At 64.3% G+C, this 14,279-nt stretch carries 14 protein-coding genes; 12 read left to right on the top strand and 2 right to left on the bottom strand.

Annotated elements, in window-relative coordinates; all coding sequences use genetic code 11:
* The first annotated feature begins 8 nt into the window (after window positions 1-8).
* From HPY32_RS14145 to HPY32_RS14200, 12 genes are all read left to right on the top strand, one after another.
* Entirely contained in the window at window positions 9-311 is a 303-nt protein-coding gene (locus HPY32_RS14145; protein WP_231951406.1) for a DUF5403 family protein, read from the top strand.
* 8 nt (window positions 312-319) lie between these two features.
* A complete protein-coding gene (locus tag HPY32_RS14150) occupies window positions 320-730 on the top strand; it encodes a phage tail termination protein (protein ID WP_067580776.1) in 411 nt (136 codons plus the stop codon).
* Window positions 731-746: 16 nt separating this feature from the next.
* A complete protein-coding gene (locus tag HPY32_RS14155; protein ID WP_067580774.1) occupies window positions 747-1,613 on the top strand; it encodes a phage tail tube protein in 867 nt (288 codons plus the stop codon).
* Between the two features lie 121 nt (window positions 1,614-1,734).
* The gene (locus HPY32_RS14160) at window positions 1,735-2,109 is read left to right on the top strand and encodes a phage tail assembly protein (protein ID WP_082870794.1); all 375 of its coding nucleotides are present in this window, start codon (window positions 1,735-1,737) and stop codon (window positions 2,107-2,109) included.
* A gap of 788 nt (window positions 2,110-2,897) precedes the next feature.
* Complete coding sequence (locus HPY32_RS14165; RefSeq protein ID WP_156674091.1) at window positions 2,898-5,951, top strand: phage tail protein; 3,054 nt, start codon at window positions 2,898-2,900, stop codon at window positions 5,949-5,951.
* Window positions 5,952-6,107: 156 nt separating this feature from the next.
* Window positions 6,108-6,875, top strand: coding sequence for a phage tail protein (locus tag HPY32_RS14170; RefSeq protein ID WP_231951405.1), 768 nt, complete (start codon window positions 6,108-6,110; stop codon window positions 6,873-6,875).
* On the top strand, window positions 6,875-8,518 hold the full coding sequence (locus tag HPY32_RS14175; RefSeq protein ID WP_067580768.1) for a Gp37-like protein: 1,644 nt from the start codon (window positions 6,875-6,877) through the stop codon (window positions 8,516-8,518). The genes HPY32_RS14170 and HPY32_RS14175 overlap by 1 nt, the downstream gene beginning before the upstream one ends.
* Window positions 8,515-8,907 (top strand): phage gene 29 protein family protein, encoded by a 393-nt coding sequence (locus tag HPY32_RS14180; RefSeq protein ID WP_067580767.1) that lies wholly within the window; start codon window positions 8,515-8,517, stop codon window positions 8,905-8,907. The genes HPY32_RS14175 and HPY32_RS14180 overlap by 4 nt, the downstream gene beginning before the upstream one ends.
* An 8-nt stretch (window positions 8,908-8,915) precedes the next feature.
* Window positions 8,916-9,119 (top strand): hypothetical protein, encoded by a 204-nt coding sequence (locus HPY32_RS14185; RefSeq protein ID WP_067580765.1) that lies wholly within the window; start codon window positions 8,916-8,918, stop codon window positions 9,117-9,119.
* A complete protein-coding gene (locus HPY32_RS14190; RefSeq protein ID WP_082870791.1) occupies window positions 9,116-9,475 on the top strand; it encodes a hypothetical protein in 360 nt (119 codons plus the stop codon). The genes HPY32_RS14185 and HPY32_RS14190 overlap by 4 nt, the downstream gene beginning before the upstream one ends.
* A complete protein-coding gene (locus HPY32_RS14195) occupies window positions 9,476-10,213 on the top strand; it encodes a hypothetical protein (RefSeq protein WP_067580763.1) in 738 nt (245 codons plus the stop codon). It abuts the gene before it with no gap.
* Entirely contained in the window at window positions 10,210-11,067 is an 858-nt protein-coding gene (locus HPY32_RS14200) for a hypothetical protein (RefSeq protein ID WP_067580761.1), read from the top strand. The genes HPY32_RS14195 and HPY32_RS14200 overlap by 4 nt, the downstream gene beginning before the upstream one ends.
* Before the next feature lie 44 nt (window positions 11,068-11,111).
* Here the strand turns inward: HPY32_RS14200 and HPY32_RS14205 are convergent, their stop codons facing one another.
* Window positions 11,112-12,593, bottom strand: a complete 1,482-nt coding sequence (locus HPY32_RS14205; protein WP_067580760.1) for a recombinase family protein — start codon at window positions 12,591-12,593, stop codon at window positions 11,112-11,114.
* Between the two features lie 264 nt (window positions 12,594-12,857).
* Window positions 12,858-14,279: an adenylosuccinate lyase gene (gene purB, locus HPY32_RS14210; RefSeq protein WP_067585148.1), complete on the bottom strand. Its 1,422-nt coding sequence runs from the start codon at window positions 14,277-14,279 to the stop codon at window positions 12,858-12,860.

Raw genomic sequence — 14,279 nt, forward strand, 5'->3', positions numbered from 1 at the left:
CGGTTCGGTTGATCGGCCAGAAGGCCATGAACCAGGTCGTCTCCCATGTCGACGGCGTGAAAGACGCCATAGGCGATGAGGCCAAGGAGATCGGCTCGCGCGCAGAAGCGCGGCTGGCCGGTCACCGCCGGTCCGGACGGGCGCAGGTCACCGTGACCAACGGCGACGTCGACTCGTTCGTGAACCTCGAAGATCCGGCCGCCCTGTCGATCGAGTTCGGCCACATGGTCAAGGGCAAATACGAGACCGAGGAACCGAAATACGTTCCGGGCCTTTACATCATCACCGGGGCCGCGGGCCTCGCTGGATAGGAGACACGTTGGCGAGCCAGCTCGCCCGCGTCCAACAGATCGTCCTGCCGATCCTGCGAGCGCATTTCGGCGACCGCGTGAAGGTCGGGACCTGGGTCGAAGACATCGACTACCGCCACTTCCCGATGCTGAACATCCGCAGGGTAGGCGGCAAGCGACACCCGACCAAGCCCACCGAGATGGCGTTCCCGGTTATCGAGATGACCGCGTACACCACCGAGGGCCTGGCCGAGACCGAGGAACTGTACGAGGAAGCCCTAGAGGCCCTCTACGACGCGGTACGGCGGCAGGCGATGACGGACGCGGGGTACCTGCACTCCATCTTCGAAACGATGGGAGCGACTCAGTTCAGCTCCCTTTTCCAAGATTCCTGGCGAATTCAGGGACTCATCCAATTCGGAATTCGCCCCCCAAACTGATTTAGGGAGTTTCTCCATGGCCATTAATGACAAGGCCGTTCTTACCGCCTCCGGTGGTTACGTCTTCGTCGGTCCGGTCGGCACCGCCGCCCCGACTCCGGCGGAGCTGGCCGCCGTCAACCCGGTGACCTTCGGTGCCCAGACCCAGACCATCAAGCTGAGTGGTTCAGCGTCGGCCGGCTCGTTCACCATCGCCTCGGGCGCTGACACCACCGCGGCGCTGCCGTACAACGCGACCGCTGGTCAGGTCCAGGCCGCGCTGGAGGCGCTGCCCAGCATCGGCACCGGTAACGCCTTCGCGACCGGCGACCTGGCCACGGGCATCAAGGTGTCGTTCATCGGCACCCTTCAGGGCAAGGCGCTGGCCAAGCTCGTTGTGACCGGTGCGGGCCTGACCGGCGGCGGCACCATCGACGCCACGATCACCCAGGCCCCCAACGGCTGGTCGAATATCGGCCACACGAGCCGAGACGAGATGCCCGAGTTCGGTTTCGACGGTGGCGATTCGGAGGTGAAGGGTACCTGGCAGAACGCGCAGCTCCGCGAGGTAGTCACCGAGCAGGCGGCCGACTACGTGACTCTCCAGCTGCACCAGTTCGACAAGGCGTCCTTCGAGCTGTACTACGGCGAGAACGCCGCTCAGACCCCCGGTGTGTTCGGTGTGGACGGCGGCAACAAGAAGACCAATGAGCGCGCCTTCCTGATCATCATCGTGGATGGCGACGCCAAGGTTGGCTTCTACGCCTCCAAGGCGTCCGTGAAGCGTGATGACGCCGTGTCGCTGCCTTCGGATGAGTTCGCCGCACTGCCGATCAAGGCGACGTTCCTCAAGCACGGCGCCAACCGGCTGTTCGACTGGATCTCCCAGACGCTGTTCAGCTGACCCCGACTTGACAATGAACAGCTCATTGTCGCCATGCGCGGGGGCGCGGTTCACCTGGCGGGCCTGCCGCGCCCCTGCTTTTCCTGGCCCGCCGACTTGACAATGAAAGGTCTGCCAACCCATGTCCAACACGTACTCCCTGGACGCCCTCCGCGCCGATATCGAGCGCGAGTTCGCCCCCATCACCGTTGAGATTGCCGAGGGCAAGTCCGTCGTCCTGCGCAACCTCCTGCGCCTGCCAAAGAAGGACCGCGAGGCGGCCTTCGAGCACATGACCGCGATGGAGAAGCTCGAAGACGGCGAGGACGGCTCAGTCGAGTCGATGGAGGCCACCGGCGAGCTGGCTCGCGCCATCTTCGCCCTGGTCGCCGACGACAAGCGACTCGGAAAGGTTCTCGTAGACGCCCTGGCCGATGATTTGGCGCTCACGCTACGGCTGTTCGAGCGCTGGGTGGAGGCTACCCAGCCGGGGGAAGCGCAGCCCTCGCTGGACTGATCGACAAGCACGGCGGGGCTATCGCAGCAGACCTCCTCGCTCACTACGGGGTCGACGTCCGGGACATCTTCGTCCCGGAGCGTCGGCTCACACCGCGAGCGGTCGTCAACCTCATCAAATACCTACCTCACGGATCGGCGTATGCAGCGGAGCTGCGCGGCGGTCAAGAGTTCCGCGGCTGGGATGAATCCCGGTATATCGCCGTCGCCACGGTGAACGCACTCCGGACCCTTCAGCACCTGTACCTGAGTGCGCATTCCAAGAACAAGCCCAAGCCACCGGAGCCATTCCCGCTGCCGGATTCCAGGAAGAAAAAGCGAGACGCTCCGGGGTCTTTCGCGGCTATCGCGAAGGCCCATTTAGCAGCGGCCAAGCGACCATAGAGAGGCAGCTAAATGGCAGGACCGGGCGGCAAGGAAGTAGGCCGCGTATCCGTCCGGGTCGTTCCCGATACCGAGAAGTTCCGCGAGGCCCTACGCCGCCAGCTGGAGGCCGAGACCCGCGGACTCAACGTTGAGATCCCGGTCCGGGCCGACACCAGCGGATTTCGACGACAGATCGAACAGGCCGCGCGGACAGCGCGGAGCACCGCACGAGTCGATGCCGACACTCGGGGTATCCGCCGCCAGGTCGCTGAGGCAACCCGCGGTCTTCGCGGCACCGTCAACATCGACGTCGACCGCTCGTCCTACAGCCGGGCTCTGGCCGGTGTCCGTGCCCTCGGGCGCGGGCTGGCCGGGCTCGGTCGCGTCGGCCGGGGCGGACTCGATGTCATCGACCGCCAGATCGTGCGCACCACACAGAGCGTGCTGCGCGGTACCGATGCCATGGGCAACGGGTTCCGCCGCTACCGCCGCGACGTGGACGCGGTGCGCGACAGCATCCAGGACACCTACCGCGATGTCGGCCGAATGCGTGCGGCGTTCGAGGCACACCGGCAGGTGCTCGGCCGAAATGTCCAGAGCCTTCGGGACTTCGGCGATCGGGCACGCAACAGCATCCGGGGCCTGCCCGACATGGCCCGCCGGGGCGCGCAGTCGATGCGCGACTTCGGTTCGGCGATCAACGAGCAGGCCCGCTACTTCCGGGAGCGCGACCGCGACCTGAGCAACTTCCGGTCTCGGATGATGGCGATCCGCCAGGCGCTGCGCGAGACAGCTGGCGAGGCCACCGGCATCAATCGGGTCGCCGATGCGATTCGCCGGATGTCCAACCGGGGCGGCGGAGACACCAGTTTCCTGGAGCGGGTCCGCAACTCCCTTCGTGGCCTACGCCAGGACTCCGAGGCCGCCAGTTCCGACGCTGACAAGGCCGATAAGGACATCAACCGCAAGGTCGGCTTCGCTGGTCGAAAGTTCCTGGGGCTCAGCCGAGTTGGCTGGATCGTCACCGCAGTGTTCCTCGCCGCGGCCCCGGCAATCTCGATTGTCGGCGCGCTGCTGGCGGGTCTGCCGTCGCTGCTGTCCGCAGCCGCTATCGGCTTCGCCGCGCTCTACCTGGGCTTCGACGGCATCAAGAAAGCCGCCTCGGTGCTTTCGGGCGATCTCGCGAATCTGAAGTCCGCGGTGTCCGGGGTCTTCCAGGAACGCATGACCCCCATGTTCGAGTCCCTGAAGGCCCTGATGCCGATGGTGACCGAGGGCATGAAGGGCGTCGCAAATGGCCTGTCGGACATGTTCCAGGGCGTCTTCTCCGCCATCACCTCCGAGCAGGGCATGGGCCAGATCAAGACGATGCTGGCTGGCACCGCCGGGTTCTTCAGCTCCCTCCAGGGGCCGATGGAGAAGATCACCTCCGGGTTCCTGACCTTCGCCTCCGCTGGCGCTCAGTCCTTCACGCACCTGACCGGGTCCATCGACCTGTTCGCCACCAAATTCAACGAGATGGCCACGCGGGTCACCTCGACCCCCGCGTTCGACCAGGCCATGCAGGGCCTCTCGCAGGTCGTCGATGGCATCCTCGAGGTCTTCGGCCGGCTCATGGAGTCGGGCATCAATTCGATGGGCCAGCTCGGTCAGCCGATCCTGACATTCCTGCACGGAATCGCCGATCTGGCCGTGGCCCTGATGCCGCCCCTGACCTCGCTGGCAGCCGCCTTCGGCAACGTGTTCGGGCAGCTGGGCTCGTCCCTGGCCCCCATCATCCAGGAACTGACCCCCGCGTTTTCGCAGTTCATGGGCATTTTGTCGTCTGCCCTGGTCCCTGCCCTCCAGGTGCTGGGCCAGGTGCTGACCCCCATCGCGACGCAGCTGAACACGATCTTGGTCCAGGCGTTCACCGCCCTCCAGCCCGTGATCCCGCCCCTGGTCGACGCCTTCGGCCAGGTCGCGACGATCTTGGGCGGCGTCCTGCTCCAGGTCCTCCAGGCGATCACCCCGTTCATCGCGCCCCTGGCGACCGCCTTCGCCCAGATCCTTCAGGCCCTGCTGCCGCTGGTCCCAGTGTTCGTTCAGCTGGCGGTCACCGCGATCCAGCCCCTGATCGACAAGCTGCCGGAGCTGATGCCGTCCCTGGTGAAGCTCGCTCAGGCCCTAGCCGACCTGATCACCGCGGTAACCCCGCTGATCGTGTTGGTGGCCCAGGTGGCAGCGAAGTTCGCTGAGTTCGGAGCGACGCTGCTGGCCGGTGTGCTCGGAGCCGTGGCCGCAGTGGTCGAGGCATTCTCCGGCCTGGTGACCAGCACCGCCGAGAAGATCGGCCAAGTCATCGAGATCGGCCGCACGTTGGGACCCCAGTTCCTCAGTGCGCTAGGAGATATGGGCTCGCTGCTGGTGGAGTCCGGCAAGGCGCTGATCTCCGGCTTCATCACCGGCATCAAGTCCATGCTGGGCTCGGTCGCCGACGCAGCGAAGTCGATCGTGTCGGCCGCCCGCGACTTCTTCCCGTTCTCCCCGGCCAAGGAAGGCCCCTTCTCCGGATCGGGCTGGGTTCTCTACTCCGGGCAGTCGATCGGTGAGGCGTTCGCCGATGGCATGACCGATCAGCAGAAGTCGGTCGTCAACGCGGCTAAGAGCATCATGCAGGCGGCCAAGGAGGTCTTCGGCGACACGAGCCAGATGGGCATCGTGATCATGGTCGGCCAGTTCAAGGACGCGGTTGGTGAGATCGCCAGCTCGGCCCAGGACGCCAAGGCCACTGTGTCGGAAAACCTTTCCGAGACAACGACTAAGACGTCCAAGAAGCTGAAGCAGGACACGAAGTCCTCCATCAACAAGGTCGACGACGCCACCAAGCAACGGATGGACGACCTGGAGCTACAGGCCGCCGAACTCGACGACGCAGCCCAGCTGCTGGAGTACGACGCCAAGAACGCCAAGTCGAAGACCATGAAGGACCAGTTCACCCGCCGGGCGCAGGCTCTGCGTGAACAGGCCGATGCGCTGAAGACCGAGGCGAAAAAGCTTGAGTACCAGGCGAAGTACGGCAAGCCGTACGAGTCGATCTTGGACGAGGCTTCTTCGGTCGGGGCCGACATGGAGGACAAGGGCCTCACGATCATGCAGCGGCTCCAGAAGGGCATGAAGAACGGCCTGCCCGGCGTGCTGGATGCCGTGAAGCGCATGGCCAACGACATGGGCGAGGTGTTCGGCGTCGACTCGGTGACCGACGCCTGGGACAAGTCCATGAAGGACGCCAAGCTCGACACCCTCCCCCAGGACGCCGCCAAGGAAACCGGCGGACAGTTCCTGTCCGACATCGGATTCGGATCTGGTTCGGGATTCCTCCCGCAGCTGCTCCAGCAGGGAGCGACCCAGTACAACTACTACATTTCTGACTTCGAAGCCGCCAAGCAAGACGAGCGCAACCAGCAGGCGCGGAAGGCTTTGACGTTCAGCCACTAGGGATAAATGCAGACAATCGTTGAACTCATTGGAGTCAACGGTGAGGTCTTCACGCTCGCAGGTCCCAACGCAGGCGATCGGGGGGTCTATCTGGATACCGGCTTGACCGGTATTTACGACCCCCCGGTCCGCACTGTGTACGAGGAGCCCGCGAATATGCCCGGTGCCCGATATCTGGCGCACCGCATTCTCCGGCGAGACATCGTGTTCGGTGTCGTAATCCTGAATGACGACCGCAACGGCGGCCCGAATTCCTGGATGTCGCGAGATTCCGAATGGCGTAAGGCGTGGAGCTACACCGAGGACTGCCAGCTGATCGTCACTACTGCGGACGATCGGCGAACTCTGTTTCTTCGACTGGGCGAACAGCCCGACATTTCCACGGTCACCGACCCGAATGAGCGAGTGCTCCACCAGGCGGTCATGACCTGCATCGCAGGTGACCCGTTCTGGTATGGCGCGGAACTCGTCTACGAATTCGAACTGAAGACCGACACCACGAATATCCCGCTGATCAAGGACGGGAATATCAACCCGGCCGCGGTCACCTATGAGTTCGACATCCCCGAGCTGAATCCGACCGATCAGCCGGTGTGGCCGGTGTGGGTCGTCTCGGCCCCTGGCCGGGTGGTCCTGCCGGACTTCTCGTTCCAGGACGACGAGCTGGCCGGGCGCAAGATCGTGATGCCGTCCTTGTTGGCCGGCGAGGACGTCACCGTGTCCGTCGATCCACGCAAGCCGCAGGTCACCAGCGATAACAACGCCCAGGTGTGGGCGCGGATGAACGGTGTCCGGTTCCGGCACTTCATCAAGCCCTACACCGGCCGTACCAAGCTGCCGGTAACGATCGCACAGGCACCGGCCGGGGCCAAGATCCAGCTGCGCCTGATGCGGCCGTGGTCGCGCCCGTGGGGTCTGTACTGATGGGGTCCACGATCGTCGACCTGAACAAGGTCTACGCCCGCGCGATGGCCAAGCACGCACGGTGGGAACGCGAGCGTGTCCGTCGTCCCCTGATTCGCATCTGGGACGGCGACATGCGCCTCTACGGCGAAGTGGTCGGGGAACTCTCCCACGAATTCGAGTTCATAGAGAACGATGCGGGCACCGCAGCTATCCGGCTACCGCTCTCGCACTACATCTCAGAATGGATCGCTAATCACAAGGGCCGCGAAAAGCGCAATGTGATGATCACCTTCGATAAGCAGGGGGCACGCTGGTCCGGCCCCATGGTCCGATTCAACGTGGTGAAAGAGAAGGACGGCACCAGGTATCTGGAAGCGACCTTCATCCACGATTTCGCCCACCTGTCGCACCTGCGCGTATTCCCCAACCCCTGGTTGCCACCGGAGGTGCAATTCCCAAAGGCGTGGCTGCTGGCCGGTCCCAGTATGTGGGTCGTTTCCTTCAGCCTATTCGCCCAGATTATGCGAAAGGAAATGTCACTGTGGCAACTCAGTGACGATCCGCTCAATCCGAAGACCTGGCTGAACCTGGATATGTCGAATTGGTCAATGGTCGTGGCACCGCTTCCGTATCGGGTTGATACGTCAGTGTGGACCATTGTCTATTCGCGGTTCAAGACGTTCTACGACACGGTGAAGAAGACACTGGAGGACGGTCAGATCCATATCGACGTCCGCCGATACCTGGACGGCGATCCGCCGCCCTGGCCTGGTGCCAAATTGAAGCACGGGGCGCTCGTGTTTTCGGTACAAGACAAGTCGGCGTGGAATACCGGCACGGCGTTCGAAGGCAACTTGATCGACGGGTTGACCCACATGTTCACCCACTTCGATGACTCCGGTCTCGTTGAGGGACAAGACATCCTGCCGAACCCGAACACCCCCGACGAGTACTACAAGCCCGACTTCCGCGGCACCGTGGCCAAGGCCCCGTGGGTGATCTTCGAGGAGTCCACCTACACCGGCATCGAGTCGAGCAACTGGGAGTACACCGAGGCCACCGATGTCCAGGTAATTGCTGGCGGTCACTCAGCCCCATTCGTGAATGAGGGGATCTCCGCGGCGATCATCGGCGTAGCCGGGTTCCTCGGGTCCCTTCTGGGCGCTCAAAGCCAGATCGGCCCGGCAGTCGATGCGGTGCTCAAGCCCATCTACGAGGACGTGTTCGCCGCCTTCCAAGCGACCAAAGATCTAAGGCGCGCAAAGGATTTGGGCTTCACCCACTTCTATGAGGGCTTCGCGTCGGGCGCGGACAAGGCGTACACCTTGGGGGCAGTCGTGGCCATGCGCAAGCACTACTGGGACACCCGCCGCCGCGTGGCCGTGACCGTGAAGATTGCTGATGCGATGCCCTACCGGCTCGGTGCCCCCGGATTCGGAGACTGCTGGCTGGGCGACCGGGTGGGCGTGAACGTGATCGGGATGCCCAAGCACCTGGTCTACGTCGAGCGCATCAAGAAGATCTCCTACTCCTACGACAAGGACGGGCCTTCGGGCTGGCAGTTCGACGTGGGTCAGCGAGAACCGTCCGATCCCCTGCTGTCGCTGTTCGACGACGTGCGCGAACTCGGCGCGGGACTACAAGCACTAGGAGTTGTGTGAGCCTCCCCGCTCAGGCGACGTGCAACCCGGAAGACCCAGAGGAGTTCGCCCTCTGGGCTCTGGTCCATCTCCCCCGCGTCGGGGTTCCTCTCCTCATGCACCCCGAGGTGCTCCGGGATTGGTCGAAGCACCTGTGGGAGTTGGGATTCCGGCACGATCCGTCGCTACAGACCAAGAAGCTGCAACGCCCCATCGCGGGCAAGCAGTCCCCCTTCAACGGGTCCACCCAGTGGGTCTCGACCGACACCCCGGACCCTCCGCTGCGCGCCCTCCCCGATATCGCCAGCCTCACCCCCGATGAAAACGCCGCGATGCTCGCCCAGTACGAGCGCGCGGGCATGATCCCCGACTCCGCCGAACAGCGAGACGGGGCCTTCTCAATCCAGTAAGGAGCACCATGAACCGCATCCCCACCCCCGCCGCGATCCGGGCACTCGTCGTCGCCGCAGTCGGCGTCGCCACTGTCGCCATCGGCCATCAGATCGACACTGCGTGGGTCGAGCCGCTCATCGGCGTTTACGCCGCGCTCATCCCCGCTATCGCCTACCTGGTGAAGTCCCCGCTGCACACCGCGGCTGGTGACGACACCCAGGGCGAGTGAGCCTGTCCGAAATCCTCGAACAGGTTGGTGTGATCGCTGGCTCCGGCGCTGTCGGAGCTGGCGTCACGGGGTGGGCCAACCGGCGCAAGAGCCGCGCGGAAACCACCCAGATCGACGCCGAGGCCGCCAAGATCATCGCCGACACAGCGGTGGTCCTGGTGGCCCCTCTCGCGGCGCAGGTCGAAGGGCTCAACACGCGAGTTGCCGTCCTGGAGACGGAGAACCGCCGGACCAAGGGCCTGCTGCGCATCGCACTAGACCACATCGAGGAACTCCACGACTGGATCAAGTCCCACGTGCCGGGAGCCCAGCCGCCCAGCCGGCCTGCCTCCCTGCCTGATCAGGAAGCTCTATAAATGACTGCCCCCAACGGATTCGTTCCTGACGGCGCGTACGTGGTCACCTCCAAGTACGGCCAGGACATCAACAAGGACGCCGTAATGGGGATCGTGACCGGTGGGGCGCGCACCAAGTACAACGCAACGGCCGGACAGTGGGGCGGCGAGTTCGATAGGGTCGCCACCCTGGCGGCCACCGTGAAGGACGGACAGAAGCAGCTCAAGGACCGGCTGGACCTACTTGAAGGGGTCAACGGCTATATGTCGCTGTTCATGGGCAACAACTGGGATGTCGTCGGCAAGAAGGAAATCCTGCTGCCCTTCGATCAGCAACTCGGCCCCGCCAAGGGCGCGGAGATGTTCCAGGGCGGCATCAAGTTCATATCAAAGGGGCTGTGGCGCTCCGATACCCACGTAACCTTCGCCAAGGCACCGCAGGCATGGTTCTCCGGTGGCCCCGTGAACGCCACCGTGACGCTCGGTGTCTACAAGATCGCCGATCAGAGCCTCTACACCGCCCACTCCTTCGACCTTGTGATCACCGTGCAGGGCGAGGAGACGGCAGCGTTCTCCCACACGTTCGTCATCCCTGCCGATAACGCCTACTACGCCAAGGTGTCCGTGCAACACCCGAAGGACAAGGCCACCGTATTCGGCGGCACCCTGCGTTCGGCGCTGAGCGTAAACCGCTGGGACACCGGCACCGAGAACGCGGTGGTGGCCCCGATCGTCCCGGACGGAGGCACGCTGTCGTGACCGCCCCCAACCACAAGGTCCCGGACGGCGCGTATGTCATCGGTGAGGACTTCGGCCAGGGCATCAGCAAGGACGCGGTGAAGCCGCTCATCAACGGCAAGGCCACAGACATGCTGTGGCAGGCCGCGGCGGGCATCTTCAAGATGCGCGAGACCGTGGGTGCGACCCAGGCCGAACATTTCGACGGCCAGAACGCTCTGCGCGCACGCATGGATCTGCTCCGCGAAGTCTCCGGCTACGGAGCCGCCTTCATGGGCATGAACTGGGCCGTGCCCACAGAGAAATGGGTCGTCATGCCGTTCGATACCGGGCTAGGACCGGCGAAGGGCGTCGAAGTGAAGGACGGCGGACTCGTCCTCAAGAAGGGTGGGCTGTGGCGTATCGACCTGCACGGGACTTCCCAGGGCTACACCGAATGCATGACCATGAACTACCAGCCAGCCACGGAAAGCTGGTGGCCGCAGTACTGGTGGGCTCCAATCAAACCGACGTATCAGATCGAGGTCCTGGACCCCGCCGGGAAGCTGCACTCCTCGCGTCAACTCGCTGCGTTCGCGAATGTCTCATACAGCACCAAGGACGCGATGAACTTCCCTCTGGCGTCGGCGTTCTCGCACACGTTCGTACTGCCCGAGCTACCCGTGGAGACCGCCCCGGACGCCTCTAAGTCCTGGTACAGAGTCCGTGTCGGCTACCGCTTCGACATGGTTGCCGAGGGGATGAACTCCAACGTCGGCATCTGCAAGGTGCTCGGCGGCACCCGCCGATCCGCGCTGACTGCCTCGCGCTGGTCGCACGACGTGGCCAACCTCAACTACAAGCCCACGGTGCCTGATGGCGGCACTCTAGGATGAGCGAGCCCCCTCCCTGATACGACCAGGGAGGGGGTTTTCGCGTATCAGGACGCCATACGAGCAGTGAGATCTTCGGGCGTATCCATGTCCCAGTCCCACACACCGGCCTGGTTGGTGCCGGTGCCACGAGACCGCTGAGCCACCCGGCACTTGATTCCGTACTTGAGCAGCAGCTGCCGCTTGTCCTCCGGAGTGTGGGCATCGGCCCAGGCTTCACCATAGGTGCGGCCGGTCGGCTGGTACTCGAAACCGGCGGGCCGGATCGGCATGGCCTCCAGGGTCGCGATGCGGCTGTCGAGGGCTGCCATCTGCTCACGCAGGCGGTTCTTCATGCTCACGGACTTCACGGTCGAGAACATCGTGGCGAGTTCGTCTGCGGCTTCCAGCGCTTCGGCTAGGTCCTGGCTGTGATCGCTGGCGCGGATGAAGATCCGCTTCACTTCCTGCTCGTCGCCCAGGTCTGTGATGAAGCTCTCCTCCAGCATGGATTCGATCTGCTCGGCGAGCATCATCGTCATGTTCGAACAGTCCTTGTTTATGCAGTGGTAGTAGCGGTACATGGTCTTGCCGTAGTCCCGCTTCATCTGTTTGTGCATAAGCTGCCCAGAGCAGTCGAAGCAGAAGACCACGCCCAGACCCGGACTGGTACTGCGGGTGCGCTGGGGTCCTTGGCGACGCTTGTCCAGCGCATCCTGAAGCTCGTTCCACCTCTCGCGGGTGAGGATCGGGTCCCCGTAGAGCACGGGCATTCCCTCTGCGTCGCGGACTGTCTCACCTTCCTTGGTCGCATGACCCAGCAGGGATTTGTTGGTGAGAGTGTTCCAGATCGCTTTGGAATTCCACTCGCCGCCTTTGGGCTCCAGCCCCTTCAGTTCCCGCCATCGGTCAGCCGGTGAAGTGATCTTGTCGTGGTTGAGTTCGTCCCGAATCCAGTCGATCGAATTGCCGTCGATCGCCTGCGTCGCCATCCGGTCGATGACCTTTACCGCTGGTGGATCAGCCACCAGAACCCAGCCCTGATTCGTTTTCTCGGGCACATGTCCATAAGGCGCTGTGCCGCCCGGCCAACGGCCGGTCTCCAAGAGCTTGTTGTAGCTGCCGCGAGTGCGTTCCTTGATCGCTTCCAGTTCGCCTTCGGCTACGCCCGCGATGACGTTGGCGATCATTCGCCCGACCCAGTTGGAGAGGTCGAAGCTCTCGGTTACCGAGGCGATGGTCTTGTTGTTCTCCCCACACCACGCGATCAGCTTGTTGAGGTAGATGGAACCGGTCGCGAGCCGGTCCAGCTTCCAGCAGACAACCTTGTCCCAATCGTGCAGTTTTTCTTCCTTGAACCACTGCCCCAGCTCTGGGGTGTCGAAGGGGTCCACGGATCGCGATACGTCCACGTCGATGGCCCAGCCCACGATGATGTCCTCGTTCGTACGGGCGTAGGCTTCGATGACGTCCTTCTGACGCTCAACGCTGGTCGATTCATCTGTGAATCTCGATAGGCGAACTCGCCCTAAAAGTCTCTGACCTGCCATGATGCGAGTATACAATGCATGAACGGTGAGACATCCGCGTCCTCGTACACCGTCGACGCGGGGGCTCGTCCGGCAACGATATCGGCGAAGATCGTGTACGGGTTCATGCCCGCAGCTTACGGCGCGCGCGAAATTCGCTGTACACGTCCGCGGCTCGCCCGTACTGTCGGCTCAGCTTCCGGCCGGAAGAAGTGGACCCGGTCCCGGGATATGCCCGGGACCGGTTCCGCGCGAACCCGGTTGCGTTCGCCCGCAACGGTTTTGCTACAGGATCGGCGACGGCGTGTAGCGCGCGGCCTCCGGGTAGGCGTCGACCAGCTTCTGCACCTGCGCGACGACGTCGGCGACCTGCGCCTCCGCGGCGCCGATGAACGCCGACCGATCGGCCAGCGCCGCGTCCAGCGCGGCGCGGTCCAGCGGCAGCCGATCGTCGGCGGCGAGCCGATCCAGCAGATCCGGTTCGCGGCCCTGCTCGCGCATGGCCAGCGCCACCGCCACCGCGTGCTCCTTGATCGCCTCGTGCGCGGTCTCGCGGCCCACGCCCGCGCGCACCGCGGCCATCAGGATGCGAGTGGTGGCCAGGAAGGGCAGATACCGGGTCAGCTCGCGCTCGATCACCGCCGGGTACGCGCCGAACTCGGTGAGCACCGTGAGGAAGGTCTCCAGCATGCCGTCCACGGCGAAGAAGGCGTCCGGCAGCGCGACCCGGCGCACCACCGAGCAGAACACGTCGCCCTCGTTCCATTGCGCCCCGGCCAGTTCCGCCGCCATCGAGGCGTATCCGCGCAGCACCACCTGCAGGCCGTTGACGCGCTCGCAGGAGCGGGTGTTCATCTTGTGCGGCATCGCGGAGCTGCCCACCTGGCCCGGCCTGAAGCCCTCGGTGACCAGTTCGTGGCCCGCCATCAACCGCACCGTGTGCGCGAAAGACGAAGGGCCCGCGCCGATTTGGACCAGCGCGGAGAGTACGTCGTGATCCAGCGAGCGCGGGTACACCTGGCCCACACTGGTCAGTACGGTGGCGAAACCCAAGTGCCGCGCCACCTTCTGCTCCAGCTGCGCCAGCCTGGCCGGATCGCCGCCGAGCAGATCCAGCATGTCCTGCGCGGTGCCCATCGGACCCTTGATGCCGCGCAACGGATATCGGTCGATCAGCTCCCGCAGCCGGGTCAGCGCGATCAGCAATTCGTCTGCGGCCGAAGCGAATCGCTTGCCGAGGGTGGTGGCCTGCGCGGCCACGTTGTGCGAGCGGCCCGCCATCGCCAGCGTCCGGTACTCGGCGGCGCGCTCGGCCAGTCGCGCGGCGGTCGCCACGCCGTGCGCGTGGACGTGCTCGAGCGACAGGCGGATCTGCAACTGCTCCACGTTCTCGGTGAGATCGCGGCTGGTCATGCCCTTGTGGATGTGTTCGTGCCCGGCGAGCGCGTTGAATTCCTCGATGCGCGCCTTCACGTCGTGCCGGGTCACCCGCTCGCGCTCGGCGATGGAGGCCAGGTCGACCCGCTCGAGCACCCGCTCGTAGTCCGCGACCACGCCGTCCGGAACCTCGACGCCCAGTTCGGCCTGCGCCCGCAGCACCTCCAGCCACAGCCGGCGCTCGAGCACGATCTTGTGCTCGGGTGACCACAGCCGCACCAGTTCGGGGCTGGCGTAGCGGGTAGCGAGAACGTTCGGGACAACAGTCAC

Source organism: Nocardia terpenica (assembly GCF_013186535.1).
Lineage (GTDB): Bacteria > Actinomycetota > Actinomycetes > Mycobacteriales > Mycobacteriaceae > Nocardia > Nocardia terpenica.

Excerpts from the sequence above, each read along its gene's own strand:
- HPY32_RS14185 (WP_067580765.1), top strand. The coding sequence starts at position 8,916 with ATGAACCGCATCCCCACCCCCGCCGCGATCCGGGCACTCGTCGTCGCC.
- HPY32_RS14170 (WP_231951405.1), top strand. The coding sequence starts at position 6,108 with ATGCCCGGTGCCCGATATCTGGCGCACCGCATTCTCCGGCGAGACATC.
- HPY32_RS14155 (WP_067580774.1), top strand. The coding sequence starts at position 747 with ATGGCCATTAATGACAAGGCCGTTCTTACCGCCTCCGGTGGTTACGTC.
- HPY32_RS14160 (WP_082870794.1), top strand. The coding sequence starts at position 1,735 with ATGTCCAACACGTACTCCCTGGACGCCCTCCGCGCCGATATCGAGCGC.
- HPY32_RS14205 (WP_067580760.1), bottom strand. The coding sequence starts at position 12,593 with ATGGCAGGTCAGAGACTTTTAGGGCGAGTTCGCCTATCGAGATTCACA.
- HPY32_RS14175 (WP_067580768.1), top strand. The coding sequence starts at position 6,875 with ATGGGGTCCACGATCGTCGACCTGAACAAGGTCTACGCCCGCGCGATG.
- HPY32_RS14195 (WP_067580763.1), top strand. The coding sequence starts at position 9,476 with ATGACTGCCCCCAACGGATTCGTTCCTGACGGCGCGTACGTGGTCACC.